The 12,601-nt window shown below is 41.4% G+C and carries 14 protein-coding genes; 6 read left to right on the forward strand and 8 right to left on the reverse strand.

Annotated elements, in window-relative coordinates; genetic code table 11:
* Positions 1 to 55: 55 nt before the first annotated feature.
* Together GXP67_RS21015 and GXP67_RS21020 are read right to left on the reverse strand one after the other, a co-directional pair.
* Positions 56 to 1,003 carry a copper resistance protein NlpE N-terminal domain-containing protein gene (locus GXP67_RS21015; protein WP_162444944.1) on the reverse strand — a complete coding sequence of 316 codons (948 nt, stop codon included), beginning with the start codon at positions 1,001 to 1,003 and terminating at the stop codon, positions 56 to 58.
* 31 nt (positions 1,004 to 1,034) lie between these two features.
* Positions 1,035 to 1,388, reverse strand: a complete 354-nt coding sequence (locus tag GXP67_RS21020; RefSeq protein ID WP_162444945.1) for a hypothetical protein — start codon at positions 1,386 to 1,388, stop codon at positions 1,035 to 1,037.
* A 224-nt stretch (positions 1,389 to 1,612) separates the two neighbouring features.
* Here GXP67_RS21020 and GXP67_RS21025 point away from each other — a divergent pair, with 224 nt between their 5' ends.
* A complete protein-coding gene (locus GXP67_RS21025; protein ID WP_162444946.1) occupies positions 1,613 to 2,620 on the forward strand; it encodes a sensor histidine kinase in 1,008 nt (335 codons plus the stop codon).
* Positions 2,617 to 3,357 carry a LytR/AlgR family response regulator transcription factor gene (locus GXP67_RS21030; protein WP_162444947.1) on the forward strand — a complete coding sequence of 247 codons (741 nt, stop codon included), beginning with the start codon at positions 2,617 to 2,619 and terminating at the stop codon, positions 3,355 to 3,357. Before GXP67_RS21025 ends, GXP67_RS21030 begins: the two co-directional genes overlap by 4 nt.
* 145 nt (positions 3,358 to 3,502) lie before the next feature.
* On the opposite strand, the gene GXP67_RS21035 is transcribed toward GXP67_RS21030, so the two are convergent.
* Positions 3,503 to 4,489, reverse strand: a complete 987-nt coding sequence (locus GXP67_RS21035) for a helix-turn-helix transcriptional regulator (protein WP_162444948.1) — start codon at positions 4,487 to 4,489, stop codon at positions 3,503 to 3,505.
* A gap of 82 nt (positions 4,490 to 4,571) precedes the next feature.
* On the opposite strand from GXP67_RS21035, the gene GXP67_RS21040 reads away from it, so the two are divergent.
* Genes GXP67_RS21040 through GXP67_RS21050 form a run of 3 tightly spaced genes read left to right on the forward strand, consistent with a single transcriptional unit; the run spans position 4,572 to position 6,755 of the window.
* Positions 4,572 to 5,357 carry a cupin domain-containing protein gene (locus tag GXP67_RS21040; protein WP_232064521.1) on the forward strand — a complete coding sequence of 262 codons (786 nt, stop codon included), beginning with the start codon at positions 4,572 to 4,574 and terminating at the stop codon, positions 5,355 to 5,357.
* 47 nt (positions 5,358 to 5,404) lie between these two features.
* On the forward strand, positions 5,405 to 5,809 hold the full coding sequence (locus tag GXP67_RS21045) for a hypothetical protein (protein WP_162444949.1): 405 nt from the start codon (positions 5,405 to 5,407) through the stop codon (positions 5,807 to 5,809).
* A 34-nt stretch (positions 5,810 to 5,843) separates the two neighbouring features.
* Positions 5,844 to 6,755: a c-type cytochrome gene (locus tag GXP67_RS21050; RefSeq protein WP_162444950.1), complete on the forward strand. Its 912-nt coding sequence runs from the start codon at positions 5,844 to 5,846 to the stop codon at positions 6,753 to 6,755.
* Between the two features lie 121 nt (positions 6,756 to 6,876).
* Here GXP67_RS21050 and GXP67_RS21055 read toward each other — a convergent pair whose 3' ends face one another.
* The 3 genes from GXP67_RS21055 to GXP67_RS21065 all read right to left on the reverse strand — a co-directional run bounded on the left by GXP67_RS21055 (position 6,877) and on the right by GXP67_RS21065 (position 9,898).
* On the reverse strand, positions 6,877 to 7,758 hold the full coding sequence (locus tag GXP67_RS21055; protein ID WP_162444951.1) for a M28 family peptidase: 882 nt from the start codon (positions 7,756 to 7,758) through the stop codon (positions 6,877 to 6,879).
* A 101-nt stretch (positions 7,759 to 7,859) separates the two neighbouring features.
* On the reverse strand, positions 7,860 to 8,555 hold the full coding sequence (locus tag GXP67_RS21060) for an SAM-dependent methyltransferase (RefSeq protein WP_162444952.1): 696 nt from the start codon (positions 8,553 to 8,555) through the stop codon (positions 7,860 to 7,862).
* A gap of 23 nt (positions 8,556 to 8,578) precedes the next feature.
* The gene (locus tag GXP67_RS21065) at positions 8,579 to 9,898 is read right to left on the reverse strand and encodes an MFS transporter (protein WP_162444953.1); all 1,320 of its coding nucleotides are present in this window, start codon (positions 9,896 to 9,898) and stop codon (positions 8,579 to 8,581) included.
* Positions 9,899 to 10,146: 248 nt separating this feature from the next.
* On the opposite strand from GXP67_RS21065, the gene GXP67_RS21070 reads away from it, so the two are divergent.
* Positions 10,147 to 11,775 carry an alpha-amylase family protein gene (locus GXP67_RS21070; protein WP_162444954.1) on the forward strand — a complete coding sequence of 543 codons (1,629 nt, stop codon included), beginning with the start codon at positions 10,147 to 10,149 and terminating at the stop codon, positions 11,773 to 11,775.
* 76 nt (positions 11,776 to 11,851) lie between these two features.
* On the opposite strand, the gene GXP67_RS21075 is transcribed toward GXP67_RS21070, so the two are convergent.
* Both GXP67_RS21075 and GXP67_RS21080 read right to left on the reverse strand, forming a co-directional pair.
* Positions 11,852 to 12,040 carry a hypothetical protein gene (locus GXP67_RS21075; RefSeq protein ID WP_162444955.1) on the reverse strand — a complete coding sequence of 63 codons (189 nt, stop codon included), beginning with the start codon at positions 12,038 to 12,040 and terminating at the stop codon, positions 11,852 to 11,854.
* A gap of 60 nt (positions 12,041 to 12,100) precedes the next feature.
* Positions 12,101 to 12,304 carry a hypothetical protein gene (locus GXP67_RS21080; protein ID WP_162444956.1) on the reverse strand — a complete coding sequence of 68 codons (204 nt, stop codon included), beginning with the start codon at positions 12,302 to 12,304 and terminating at the stop codon, positions 12,101 to 12,103.
* Between the last annotated feature and the right edge of the window lie 297 nt (positions 12,305 to 12,601).

The raw sequence follows: 12,601 nt of genomic DNA on the forward strand, positions 1-12,601 counted from the left end.
GGTATGCATACCCTTGCTAGTGATTGATTATTGGAATTACTACTTCAGTCCAGGTCTATTGATCAGGTGTTTTTTGCTCAGCACTTTTGCTGAGCGTAAAACTGAATTTATTGTTGCCTGTTAAGAGTTGCTTCTTTTTATTTAAGAAGAAAAGCACATTCTGGTCGCCTGCCAGGAAATAAAAAGACTGGTTGGGTTTATCAGGATCTAACTGGTAGAGTACCACATCGGGATTGCCTTCTACTCCTTTGATAATGGCCCATTTGCCTTCAATAATTCTGGAGCGGTCGATGTTGCTGCTCAGTTGATAGGTACTTGGCATGAAAGTGATACTATCCCGTTTCAGGGTGAGCTTCCATTTGAGTTTAAAGCAATCTTCGTTCTTGGGGAGATTATACGCTTTAGCAATTTCCTGGCAGGGTGTTCTGCCTGCAAACACAACTTCTTTTGTTTTCTCAGTAATTAGCGCAGCCGCAGCAGTCAGTACAGGTAGTGAGGAGGAAGATGCAACAGGTTCTTTTCTATTCAATGTATAATCCCATCCGCCATTGCCGGCCATCAAAGTAAAATCGGGGTTCAGCAGATGCAACAGGTTCTCATTCAATATTACAAGCGAGATGCCACCTGAAAGTTTGGGGCTTACTAATTGATATACTTCTCCCTTTACAGGTTTGTGGCTGCTTTTGGAAATTGTATAGGTGCCAGCAAATGAAGAGATTCGACCGCCATTTTTGAAGCCAGTAGTATTGGGCTGGCTCTCTCCAAAAGTAATAGTTAGCTCAAAGGTATTTGCACTGGCTTTATCTGTGTGCAGATTCAAGGCCCATTTGATAAAGTCTATCTGATCATTAGGAGCTATACCCAACACAAACCGAATAGAATTGTCGGCTGGCGTACTTCCAACAAAGGTAACAGGAGTTGTTAATATTGGTTTAGAACCTGCATGGCTTACTGCCCCTACTAGCCATACACCAGTTATTAAAAATATACAGAGATATTTCATAATATTTTAGGTATTGTGCTGTTTTCATTCGCTAATACTCCCGTTTCTTTCCTTCTTTACTGTATAAGGACAGCGTGCCTCCTTCCTTTTTTGCTAATACCTGCAGGCCAGGGTTAGTGTCGGCATCCAGCAAAACCAATCCCGACCCACTTTCATCAGCACCCATTTTTACCCGGATGGTTCCTTTGCTGTCTTTCATTCTGAGGATAACTGAACCGTCGTCTTCGGTTTTGATGGAAACACGGTTAGCTCCGTTTTTATCTACCAGTTCAAATTCACGAACTGTGAGCTTATCTACTACCTGGTCACCGGGTCTGGCGGCTATAAACAACAGCAGCACCAGGTTCAGCAGGCACATTCCTATGGTAAATGATTGGCTTTTCATAGAATATCAAAGGGTTTTACAACATCAGCTATGAAGTTAGAGTATAATGATTTACGATAAAAATTAATATGATCAACCCGGTATGGGATAGGGCAAATTCAGGTTGAACAAGGATAAACGAAAATACAAGGCTACAGACCGGATTGGTCATTATCCAAAGGGTATTGGTGTAATAAAGGGCATATTCCTGCTGAAATCAAGCGGTTTGCCGTACTTTTACTCCTATGTCGACTTTTTCCAAACTTGCTGCTGCCCACCTGCTTGCCTGGACCGTTTATGTACTGGTGATTGCCCTGGGTGCCGATGAACTGGATGCTGACTTTATTCAGAAAAATATATCAAGTTTGTTACCGGTGGTATTTATTTTTTACTGTAACATGCTGTATTTGTTTCCCCGGTTTTTACAAAAGCAACAGTATGTTAAGTTAATTTTCCTGCTTCTCGCAGTGAATATTATTGGGGTGGCGCTGCGCTTTGTTTTTCTGGAAATGATGCTGAAGATAATGAATGCGCATCTGATATTCCCTTTTGACAGTATTACCTTCTGGAACCAGTTTCGAATGAACTTGCTGTTTACAGGCGTTAGTTTTGCTTACTGGTATGCCCGGCGAAATTATGAGATCGGGAAAAGGCAGCAGCGTTTAGAAAAAGAAGTGTTGGATGCCCGGTTAAAGGCTTTAAAAAATCAGATCAATCCGCATTTTCTGTACAATACCTTAAGTTTTCTCTATACCAGATCGCTTCCTGTTTCGGAAGAGCTTTCAGGCACCATTGCCAGGTTATCGGCAATGCTGAGGTATTCTCTGGATGAGGTGGAAGAAGAAGGCAAAGTAGCCCTGGAAAAAGAAGTAGCCCACCTGAAAAATTTTATTGACATACACCAGTTCCGGTTTAATCACAAATTACAGGTCATTTTTGAAACCAATGGTAATATTTCCCGGCATCAGATTATGCCCCTGCTGCTGATTACCTTTGTAGAGAATGCTTTTAAACATGGGAAACTTCAGGATGCAGCATATCCGATTCAGATAAAATTATGCACGACTGATAAAGAAATCCTGTTTTCGGTCATGAATAAAAAAATGGCAGGCGTAAAAGAAAAATCAAGCGGCATTGGTTTGCAAAATGTTCGCAACAGACTTGATCTGGCGTATCCGCATCGGTATACCTTGGCCATTGATGATAAAAATGAAGAATTTAGTGTACATTTAAGCCTAATGCTTCACCCATGATCCGATGCCTGGTAGTAGATGATGAGCCCCATGCCATTGAATTACTGACCAGCTATATCAGTAAGGTGCCTTCTATGGATTTAGAGTTCTCCACCACCGATCCTATTGAAGCTTTGCACTACGTACAATACCATAAGCCCGGCCTTATCTTTCTGGACATCCACATGCCCGAACTGGATGGCATGCAGTTTCTGAAATTACTGGCAGGCCGGTCAAAAGTGATTCTTACCACGGCCTATGCGGAATATGCCCTCGAAGGGTATGAACACGATATAGTGGATTATTTACTCAAACCTATTTTATTAGAACGGTTTTTAAAAGCTGTGCAGAAAGCCATGCATCTGTTGGAAACGCCTTCTGTTGAGCAACCTGTCTCTGGCAAAAATACTTCATCTGAAGAAGATTTTATTTTCGTAAAAACAGAAACTCGAAACAAGATCATTCAGATTCAACTAGCAGATATTGAGTATATTGAAGGGCTTGGAAATTATGTATCTTTTTACACTTCAACGGCCAGGATCGTTACTTTGCTTACCATGAAAGAGCTGGAAGAACGGCTGCCTACCACTAAATTCATCCGTATTCATCATTCCTATGTGGTCCCCGTTCATAAAATCACCCAGGTAGAGGGCAATCGCCTGCATATTGGTACACATAAACTTCCTATTGGAGAAACCTATAAAAAAGCGTTTCTGCTGATGCTGGAAAGCCGTATACTTAAAAGTAAAAAGCAGTAAATCATCGGTTTATTTGTTGAGTGCTATTTATTTTCAGGAGTATAGGTATAATAACAGGTGAGATAAGGCAGCTGATTTTAGTGCATGAAACTTAAAAAGCTTCTTAGTAAAATCTTAACAACTACCAACGAACAACCAATAACGATCAGTTTAATTTGGCATAGGTACTAGGCGGATAACCAAAACGGTTTTTAAAAGCGGTCGTGAATGCAGGCACATTGCTGTAGCCAATATAATCAGACACTTCCGAAACATTCATCTGGCCTTTATCGAGTAATTGCCTGGCTTTGCTCATTCGCAGGTTAAGAATATGACCAAAAACGGTCATATGAAAAAGAGATTTGTATCCTTTCTTTAATTTGAATTCATTTAAGCCATAGGCAGCAGATAGTTTTGCCAGAGACAAGGGCAACAGATAATGAGCTTCAATAAAGGCATATACTTCTGCAAGCTTTTCTTTGTCTGCCTTGCTGATATCATTTTTGTTACCTGTGCTCCACTTGGAAAACTGCTCCAGCTGAAGCGAAAAAAGCTCCAGAGCTTTGGCCTCTAAATACAACAAGCGGGTAAGCCCCTTAAACGGACAGCTTTGAATAGAATTGAGAATATCAAGCATTCGGGGCTGCATTACTAAATGTTCGTGAGATGGAATGAATGCTTCTTTGCGTTCCATCCTATTACAGATAATATCTATCTGCTTGTCCTCTGCCGACTGCATAATGGATTTAAAAAAAACCATATCATAACTGATGTGTAATACATTAAATCTGCCAGGTTGAATGGTATGGCCGGCAGTAAAATCAGGACTATACTGGAATGTGTGGCGGTTGGCTTCGGCGATCACCGGCTTCGAAATCTGATTAAAATGAGAAATGGCTCTCCCTTCCAGAACATAAACTGATTCTGCCCCTTCATTATTGCTCACATCAGTCATCGTGATGGCTTCCTGTAAATTGAACAACAAATTACCTAACACCATCCCCGGCATCCAAACCACCAGGGATTCACCCGATGCCAGGCCAGGTTCTTTATACTGGCTGTGTACGGCTGTATACCGCTCATTGCTGCTAAGAATCTTATACTCAAAACTTCCGAACCGGTCGGCCCAGTCCGGAAGAAGTAGTTTATCCATATTTCGTAACTCTTTATCCGTTTTTAATAAACAGATTCGCCTATTAAAGTTAAACATTTGTATCATAAAATCAACAGAAATTATGATCACTGCAACCATCAAAAAATCACCCCTCACACACACGGTCAACATGAAGTTGATTCTAGGTGTTTTCTTCGTACTATTCTATTTTTTAAGCATTTATGTTATCTGGCAATTTGAAACCGGGCTATGGGTAAAATTAGTTTATTCCTTTATTGGTTTACCACTTCTACTGCTTCTGTCTTTGGGTATAGGAGTAGTGGCATTTGCCCGCTTTCTGCCAGCCCTGGACCTCACCGTAGGAAACCGCCAGGACCGTACCGTACGCAATGATGCAGATAATTATGAATCTACCTTTCTGCAGACCAGCCGCGATACCAACGGCGCTTATGAATTGATACAGGTGGAAGTAGAGCCCAAAGGTGGCAATAGCTGGCACTACCATAAATCTTTCGACGAACAATTTACTGTACTTACCGGACAACTTACTATTGGGCTGAATGGGAAAACTATGGTTCTAAAAGCCGGAGAAACAGCTACCGCACCCAAAAAATCTATGCACTACTTCCATAATGATACGACTGATATTGTACTTCTTCAGGTAAAGGCAACACCAGCAAAAGGACTGGAAAAATCCATCAGAATAGCATATGGCTTAAATAATACCGGACAATGGGGAAAAGGGATGTTTCCAAAAAATCCATGGCATTTGCCCCTGTTGCTTGGCTACAGCGAAACCTACCTGCCCAATATTCCAAAATTTATACAGGAGCCCTTGGTAAATGCCTTAGCTAAAATTGCCCAGTGGAAAGGCGAAGACAAAGATTTAGAAGTATTTTTTAAGTAAAAACAGTGCTTTCTCAGGCTTGACTAAAGGCTTCAAAAACCATTCTCATGAAAAATAATCTGAAAATATTCCGGCTGCTCATGCTTGCCTATGGTATTTCAATAGCCTATCAATATTACCGTTCTCAGGTTTACCAGTATCCGGCTTTCGACACTTTCGCTACTTCTGAAATAGTAGGCTATGCGTTTTTGTTTGGCTGGTCATCGCTTTCCTTGATCCGCAGAGAATGGGCTTTATGGTCAATTGTAGTGCTTTCCAGTTTCCAGCTGGGCCTGGGTTTTTCTTATTACATACCGGTTGTTTTTAGCATCCGGCACGATAGCTTCTGGGATTGGGCAGCATTGATGGTGTTTGTTTTCCTGATGGCATTTGCCGGTTACCTGGCTATTAAGCAACTAAACCATATACACTATATTAAGCTAAAAAGAAGCCTGTTAAATCTACAGGCCTGAATTATCTCATTTTAATTATTGCACTAAACAACTCATGAAAACGATAAAAAAAATTGGTAAATGGATGGGGTATGCTTTAGTAAGCATACTTCTTATATGCCTGGCTCTATACGGGTACATTTACTGGAATATTGAACAACGGTTAAATAAGGTGTATCCTACTGCAACGCCTGCCATTACTATTCCTAGTGATTCGGCTTCTATTGCGCGGGGTGAACACCTGTTTGTGGTGCATGGCTGTAAAGATTGCCATGGAACTGATCTGAAAGGACGGTATATTACGGATGAAACCTTGATTGGAAAAGTGGCGGCTCAAAATATTACCAAAGGCAAAGGCGGCTTACCGGTTGATTACACTGATCAGGACTGGCTGCGTGTGCTGAAACATGGTGTAAACCGGGAAGGCAAAACCTTGATTATTATGCCAGCCAACGAAACAACTAAACTGGCGGATAATGACCTGGCTGATATTATAGCTTATTGCAAAAGCCGCCCACCGAAAGATAATGAGCTGGATAAAAATCCTGAGCTGGGTCCGGTTCTGAAAGCGTTAATAGCATTTGATAAACTGGAATTACTCCCTGCTGAACACATTGATCATCAGCTTAATCCTATTGCAGAGAAAAAAGCAGAAGTGTCTGTGGAATATGGTGCCTATCTTACCACCAATTGTGCTGCCTGCCACCGGACTAATTTTCAGGGCGGACCTCCTTTGGCTCCAGGTGCTCCGGAAGTTCCTAATATCACTTCATCAGGCAGGGTAGGAAAATGGTCGGAGACAGAGTTTATGCAAACCCTGCGTACAGGTACTACGCCCGATGGCCACAAGATTGATAGTACGCAGATGCCATGGCCCCGTACCAGGGAATTTTCGGACGTGGAGCTTAAAGCGGTGCGGGAATTTTTGCTGAGCTTACCCAAAGCTGAAACGCTGGTAGCGAAATAGTATAGAGTAGTGAGAATTAAGTATCAAGTACAAAGGTTTAACAGGATAATTAATTAGTAGTGGAATACAGTTAAAAGAGGTCTTACCATAAGGCCTCTGTTTGTTTGAGAATATTTTATATTCATATATTCACCATAGCCCAATAAACTCCTTTTACCACCTGCTCCATTTTGTCAAAATCAAGCGTATCAATGGTATCAGTTGGCTGGTGGTAATGTGGATTCCGGTAAAAAGAAGTATTATTGATCATAACAGCCGGATAACCACATTGCCAGTAAGATCGATGGTCGGAAAGGCTAATGGCCGGAATCAGTTTGGGTGCTGAAAAGGATTGTACACTGATAGTAGAAACTTCTCTCATGTGGCCGGCTACTTTCTGAATTAGTCCTAGCTGAGACAATTTTCCAACAACAGTGATAAAATTTCCGGTCGTTGGATACACATAGCGCAGGGCATTCACAGGAAAATGCTGAGAATTTTGTTCATCTGAAAAGTAGCCGATCATTTCTAAACAGATCATGGCTTTAACCTGAGTATTTGTTTCTTTCAATGAGCTTGCATGCACGAAACTACCCATAAAAGGAGTGGCAAAAAAAGGTGGTTCTTCCAGGCAGTATGCCACAAACTCTACTCCATAGCTAAGCGCAGGCTGTAGTTCATTCACCAATCTTGCGAGTTCCAATAGCCCAGCGACCGCACTGGCATTATCATCGGCACCAGGCTGATCCCCACATACATCATAATGAGCACCCACTACTACCATTTGTTTGCTTACATCCCCAAAGGTGGCAATTACATTTTTGTATTCCCGGCCTTGCGCTTTGTATTTCTGGTACTCTACTTTACAGTTCAGTTTACCCAATTCATGTGCTATATAGCCTGCAATAGCATTCAGAGAATCCAGGTTTAGGTAATGGCGGGGTGGTTGAATAGAAGTGAGCGTAAGTACATCTTCATAGAGTCTTGCTTGTTGCACTGGAATAACCGGAATACTAGGTTTCATGGAATTAATCTGATCTCAGAAACAGATGTTTAAACTGAAATATAGGATAGGAAAAGTAAAATGCAAGCGGAGTTCATCTATATACAATACATTCTCTTTTCTCAGATAAAATTATCCGGTTTTCTGTTGATTAGCAGCATCTGATTGCCATTCCGCTGGAACTCATAGGCTACTTGTGCAATCTTAAGTTGATATTGATTTTGAAAGAAATCTATAATGCCTTTCAGCACAATTGATGGCTGGGCATTTAAATCTAGCAAAGGAAATATTCTGACCTGTTTACAAATACGCAACATTTCAGCAATAGCTTGAATATGAAAATCCAGGCCAAGCCCGGCATAGAGTATCAGAAAGTGAGAACTCAAACCCATATCAAACTCCTCATCACGAAAAGGTGTTTTATCAGGTAAAGCATGGGGTATATATCTGCCTTCCAGCTTGCCAGCTTCAACATCCGATAGAAAAGTAGTCATGGCTTTCATGCGGATTTTTTCTAAATCCTCCATATCTTTAATGTGTTTCCACACAAAATTATCCTGATTGCGCCAGGTTTGTGTGAGCACTTCCTGCTTGGTTTGTTGAATACGTTCTGCTAATTCTATTCTCGGGAAAGCATAGATAGGATCTAAGGATATAACTTGGCGACCCAGGCGATGCATTTCCACATTAAAACTGGCTGGCCCGTCTCCCATACTGATGATCTTTTTGCCTAAATCTTCTGCTGTCAGGTTGAACATGAGCCGGTATTCTTCCAGGTTTCGTCCCCAGGGTACTACAGTTTTTAGTTCAAAGGCCATATTTTATGCTTTCTATAAAAAGGTTAATCCTTTTCAATCAAAGACGTATGCTTGGTATCCCGCATGGTCAGGTAGACAATAAGGGAAATAAAGATACAGCCGGTTACAAAATAGTAATACCAGTTTTCATGGCCGATACTTTTTAAATACAAGGCAATATATTCTGCAGATCCTCCAAAAATAGCCACAGTCAGCGCATAGGGTAAGCCAACGCCCAAAGCACGTATTTGCGCCGGAAATAGTTCGGCTTTTACCACTGCATTGATAGATGTATATCCACTTACAATTACTAAGGCTACCATCAGGAGGGCAAATGCTACTAGTTTACTTTCTGTCTGACTTAAGGCGGTGAGCAAGGGAATGGTTAATATTGTACCTAATACGCCAAATCCAATGAGCAAAGGCTTGCGTCCGATTTTATCTGACAATAAACCGAGGAAAGGTTGTAAAAAAGCGAAAATAGCTAATGATACGAAGCTAATTAGTGTTGCATCATCTTTGGATAAGTGTACTGTATTAACGAGGAATTTTTGCATGTAGGTAGAATAGGTATAAAAGGCAATAGTCCCTCCTAAGGTAAGACCTACCACAGTAACAATTGCTCTTGGATGCGCCAGTAATTCCCGCATGGTACCCCTGTCCTTGCTGTTTTTTGCTCTCTTTTCAAAAGATTCCGTTTCCTTTAAATGACTTCTCATATAGAGTGCTACCAAGGAAAGCATAGCCCCTACCAGAAAAGGAATTCGCCATCCCCATTCATGCAACTGGTCAGCAGTAAGCCACAACTTTTGTAAACACAGAAGTAAGCCCAGGGCAAGCAACTGGCCTCCGATTAATGTTACATATTGAAAACTGGCATAAAAACCACGTCTGTGTGAGGTAGCTACTTCACTTAAATAGGTGGCTGAAGTGCCATATTCGCCGCCCACACTTAATCCTTGTAAGAGTCTTGCCAGTAATAAAAGCAAAGGTGCCAGAATACCTATTGTTTGGTAAGTGGGCGTCAGGGCGATCAGCAGTGAACCAAACGACATCAGCAGAACAGAGGAAGTCATGGCTTTTTTACGTCCATTCTGGTCGGCGATACGTCCGAATAACCATCCTCCTACCGGGCGCATGAGAAAACCTACTGCAAAAATTCCGGCTGTATTGAGCAATTGGGCGGTAAGGTCGCCCTGTGGAAAGAAAGAAGGAGCAAAATATAAAGAAAAAGCAGAATACGCATACCAGTCGTACCATTCCACCAGATTTCCGATAGATCCGCCAATAATCGCTTTCAGACGCCAGGCTCCGGAATGAACAGTTTCTGTTTCAGAAGGGTAAGTAGAGGTAGTGGGCGGCATACTATATTCAAGCTTATTTTCCCGAATATACTTTTAAAATGTTCCCGATCACATAAACCATCCTGAAGTTTTGAAATCAATTTGTAAAAAACCTGTTCTTTTTCATGCCCGGAAGTACGCCTGGTCAGTTGATTTTCATATAGTCGTAGTTTCAACCTAGACTCTGATTATTCCGTTCAAGCCATACAATAGCCCTTTCACTGGCTTCCGGCCAGAATATTTATCTGCCTGCTAAACAAAACTGACCTATGATTGAAGACCTTTGGTATAAGAACACGATTATTTACAGCCTGGATCTGGAAACATTTATGGATGGAAATGGCGATGGTACCGGCGACTTTCAAGGCCTGTGTAACCGCCTGGATTATTTACAGGCCTTAGGAATAGAAGTTATCTGGCTGGCGCCTTTTCAACCTACACCCAACCGCGACAATGGTTACGATATTATGGATTATTATGGGGTAGACCGGCGGCATGGTTCCAGTGGCGATTTTGTGGAGTTTATGCATCAGGCCAAAAGACGGGGTATCCAGGTAATTATAGATTTAGTCGTGAACCATACTTCAGATCAGCATCCCTGGTTTCAGGAAGCACGTAATAATAAAAATTCTCCGTACCGGAACTGGTATGTATGGTCGGAGAAAAAACCATCCGACTGGGATGAAGGAATGGTATTTCCTGGTGTACAACCCTCTACCTGGACATATGACAAAAAAGCCCGTGCCTACTACTTTCACCGTTTTTTCGATTACCAGCCAGATTTGAATACAGATAACCCAGATGTACGGGCAGAAATAAGGAAGATTATGGGGTACTGGCTGGAACTGGGCGTAGCCGGTTTCCGGGTGGATGCGGTTCCGTTTATTCTGGAAACACCAGCTCCTGGTAAAAAAGAGCCGGTAATGAAATTTGAATACCTGAAAGAAATGCGCCGTTTTCTGCAATGGAGGCGTGGTGATGCCGTATTGCTTGGAGAAGCGAATGTATTGCCGGAGGAAACTATTAATTATTTTGGGCAAGACGGTGATGGCATTCACCTGATGTTTAACTTTTATGTGAACCAGTATCTGTTCTATGCTCTGGCAACAGCAGATACTACCAGTTTAATAGATGCATTGCAGGCTACTCAAAAGATATTTCCTACGGCACAATGGGCACAATTTTTACGCAACCACGATGAACTTGACTTGGGAAGACTTACTGAAGAACAGCGCCAAGCAGTTTTTGCCCGTTTTGGACCGGAAAAAAATATGCAGTTGTACGACCGGGGCATCCGGCGGCGGCTTTCTCCCATGCTGGGTAACCGCCAGCAAACCGAACTTGCCTATAGTCTGATGTTTTCTCTTCCCGGAACTCCTGTACTTCGCTATGGTGATGAAATTGGGATGGGCGATGATTTAAGCCTGAAAGAAAGGGAAGCCGTACGGACTCCTATGCACTGGTCAGGAGAGCCACAGGCAGGTTTTTCTACCGAAAATAAACTGGTTCATCCCATTATAGAAGAAGGTCCTTATGCCTATACTCATGTAAATGTAGAAAACCAGCGCCGAGATCCTTCCTCCTTACTTAACTGGATGACTTCGATGATACGTCTGCGCAAAGAATGCCCGGAAATCGGCTGGGGCGACTGGAAGATTCTACAAACCAAGGTTTCATCCGTACTGGCGATGCAATACAACTGGAAGGGAAAATCCCTTGTAATAGTTCACAATTTTGAAGAAAAACCGCATGAAATTGTACTGAAATTTAAACAGGAAGAAGTAACCAGACTCATCGATCTGTTAGTTAACAAACAGAGTATGTCTGATCCGAAGGGAGTGTATAAGATTACGTTAGATGCCTTTGGCTACCGCTGGTTCCGGGTCAATCGTGTATAATTATTTTATAGCACTTATCCTATCTTTTCAAAACTGCTGGTGGAGGGGTACGATATTTTATTAAAAATAATCTGGCTTACTCAGGGTTAGCTTTTCTGATTTCTTCCAGTAGTTTTTCATTAATGATTCCCCTTCGCTTCATTAAAAAAATAATGTGGTTGGCTTCCTTTAACCGGCTGTTAGACCGCCATAAAAAGTAAATGACTACGAGCAGTATTGCTTTTGTAATCAATAATAGAATAAATAAGACAGAAAGTAAATCCATACCCATTTTTACGGAGCTTTCTTGTGGTTCGTTCCAATACCTGATTATTCATTTCAACATTTAGGCATTTTGAACTTTGCCTGCCAGTTTTTGATAATCTTCTTCGTTGATCTGGGTTAGGGTTTTTAGGTCTGGAGAAAAGCCTCTTCCGGAACACCTGGCAACTGAGATGCGCTGTGCTTCTTCTATTGAGATGGCAGAAACAGGTACCCATACCTGAGCAACAGACTCGCTGCTTTTTACTTTGATTTTATAACGGGGCATAATAGAATATATAAGCTTTATTTTTCTTGTTATGAAAACAGCAGATTTACCAAATCTTGTCTTTTATAGCTGGCATAAAAGCACTTTAATGATATTGTATACAAAGTTATAAATAGAATTAAATGCTTAAATAACTATACGAAAATAATTTATAGGCATTGAAGCAGGAAATTTTTAAACATTTATTTAGATAAAACTTCAGATCAACATGTTTTTTATGTGTTTTCCAAAAATAACAATACGATTGAAAAGTATATTCAGCACTGGGCAAAAGATATTAGAGAACGTTTTGGAAGA

It is taken from the genome of Rhodocytophaga rosea (assembly GCF_010119975.1).
In the GTDB taxonomy this organism is placed as follows: domain Bacteria; phylum Bacteroidota; class Bacteroidia; order Cytophagales; family 172606-1; genus Rhodocytophaga; species Rhodocytophaga rosea.

Bases quoted from the DNA above. Each gene is read 5' to 3' on its own strand.
- GXP67_RS21015 (WP_162444944.1), bottom strand. From the start codon at position 1,003: ATGAAATATCTCTGTATATTTTTAATAACTGGTGTATGGCTAGTAGGG.
- GXP67_RS21020 (WP_162444945.1), bottom strand. From the start codon at position 1,388: ATGAAAAGCCAATCATTTACCATAGGAATGTGCCTGCTGAACCTGGTG.
- GXP67_RS21025 (WP_162444946.1), top strand. From the start codon at position 1,613: ATGTCGACTTTTTCCAAACTTGCTGCTGCCCACCTGCTTGCCTGGACC.
- GXP67_RS21030 (WP_162444947.1), top strand. From the start codon at position 2,617: ATGATCCGATGCCTGGTAGTAGATGATGAGCCCCATGCCATTGAATTA.
- GXP67_RS21035 (WP_162444948.1), bottom strand. From the start codon at position 4,489: ATGGATAAACTACTTCTTCCGGACTGGGCCGACCGGTTCGGAAGTTTT.
- GXP67_RS21040 (WP_232064521.1), top strand. From the start codon at position 4,572: ATGATCACTGCAACCATCAAAAAATCACCCCTCACACACACGGTCAAC.
- GXP67_RS21045 (WP_162444949.1), top strand. From the start codon at position 5,405: ATGAAAAATAATCTGAAAATATTCCGGCTGCTCATGCTTGCCTATGGT.
- GXP67_RS21050 (WP_162444950.1), top strand. From the start codon at position 5,844: ATGAAAACGATAAAAAAAATTGGTAAATGGATGGGGTATGCTTTAGTA.
- GXP67_RS21055 (WP_162444951.1), bottom strand. From the start codon at position 7,758: ATGAAACCTAGTATTCCGGTTATTCCAGTGCAACAAGCAAGACTCTAT.
- GXP67_RS21060 (WP_162444952.1), bottom strand. From the start codon at position 8,555: ATGGCCTTTGAACTAAAAACTGTAGTACCCTGGGGACGAAACCTGGAA.
- GXP67_RS21065 (WP_162444953.1), bottom strand. From the start codon at position 9,898: ATGCCGCCCACTACCTCTACTTACCCTTCTGAAACAGAAACTGTTCAT.
- GXP67_RS21070 (WP_162444954.1), top strand. From the start codon at position 10,147: ATGATTGAAGACCTTTGGTATAAGAACACGATTATTTACAGCCTGGAT.
- GXP67_RS21075 (WP_162444955.1), bottom strand. From the start codon at position 12,040: ATGGATTTACTTTCTGTCTTATTTATTCTATTATTGATTACAAAAGCA.
- GXP67_RS21080 (WP_162444956.1), bottom strand. From the start codon at position 12,304: ATGCCCCGTTATAAAATCAAAGTAAAAAGCAGCGAGTCTGTTGCTCAG.